Here is a 1,380-nt window from a genome sequence, read left to right as displayed (position 1 = left end):
GGGCGCGGGGTCTGGGGGAGCTGGCTGCGGCCTGTCACCGGCTGGCGGCCTGGGCTACGTGGGGCGAGTCCCTGGCGGCGGCGTGCCTGACCGGGTGCGCCGAGTTGTCGACCCATCCCGGCCAGTGGGGGCCAGACGGTCAGGTCTCGGAGGTGGTGGGCTATGAGGAGCGCAGGTTCAATGCCACCTGCCTGCTCTCGGCCCGCCTGGGCCTGTCTAGGAGCCGGGCCGGTCAGATCATCGATCACGGCAGCGCCCTGATGAACATGGGTTTCGGTCCCACTGAGGCCATGGAGCGGTGCGGGGTGCTGGATGCAGCCAAGGCGTCGCTGGTGACTCGCCGCCTGGGAGACGTGCCGGCTCCGGTGGCGCTGGCCGTTCAGGAGCGGGTGCTGCCTCAGGCGCCCAGGCGCAGCGTGTCCCAGGTGGGGCGGGACATTGAGCGGGCCCTGATGGAGACAGACCCCACTGGGCATGCCGAGCGCGTCCGGGTCAACCAGGAGCGGCGGTGCGTGTCGCGCCCCCGGCCCGCCGGTGAAGGCATGTCCCAGGTCCGCCTGCTGCTGCCGACCATGGACGCCCTGCTGCTGGACGCCACCTTGGACGCGATCGCCGCATCAGCCCGGGCAGCCGGCGAGCAGCGCACCCCGGCCCAGCTGCGCGCCGACGCGCTGGGCGCGATGACCCTGTCCACACTACGCACCAGCCAACAGACCGCCTTCGCCCAGCCTTCCCCGAAGAAAGCCGAGCATGGTGGCCAGGCCCAGGCTGAGGTTAATGGTTCCGGAGCGGCTGTCCCGGCACGGTTGCTGCCTGACGGGGTGCCTCTGGAAGGGCTCTTGGGGGCCTTGAGCTCCCTGGTGGGGTCCGCCAGCCCGTGGTGGACACCCTCAGGAACCGGCCACCTCCCCCTCCCCAAGAACATCCATGTCGACGTCCAGGTCACCGTCCCCCTAAGCAGCCTGGTTGGTCTGGCTCCACCCGACGACGGCCCCACCGGCAGCGACGATCCAGGAGACGGAGGCCCCGGCAAGAGCGCCGCCGCCACGCCTGATCCTCTCAGCGGTGCAGCATCCCCAGGCGGCAGGAGAAGCCTGCCCACCACCGGCGCCAGGAGTCTGCCCAGTTCCAGTGGGAGGAGTCTGCCTGGTTCTAGCGGGGGAAGTCTGCCTGAACCCGCCCCAGCTGCTCCCGCCACCTTGTTCTCCGCTGCTCACGCTTCCCAGCCCGCCGCGTCGTGCTCCGCTGCTTCCGTCTCCCAGTCCGCTGCCTCGCTCCCCGCCTCGTTGTCCGCCACGCCGGCTGAGGTCGCGGAGGTGCGCATCGGGGCGCGCAGCACGGCGGTACCGGCCCTGACTGCCTGGGCCCTGGCCGCCGGCG

Annotated in this window: 1 protein-coding gene; it reads left to right on the top strand. The window is 71.6% G+C overall.

What is annotated here, in order from left to right; genetic code table 11:
- Positions 1-1,380, top strand: a 1,380-nt coding sequence (locus HMPREF2883_RS09785; RefSeq protein ID WP_141759095.1) for a DUF222 domain-containing protein, incomplete at both ends; no start/stop codon positions are given.

The sequence above is a fragment of the Actinomyces sp. HMSC075C01 genome, from assembly GCF_001812965.1.
Classification (GTDB): domain Bacteria; phylum Actinomycetota; class Actinomycetes; order Actinomycetales; family Actinomycetaceae; genus Actinomyces; species Actinomyces acetigenes.
Note: the sequence above shows the minus strand (reverse complement) of the source record. Positions and strands in the feature narration are given on the sequence as shown.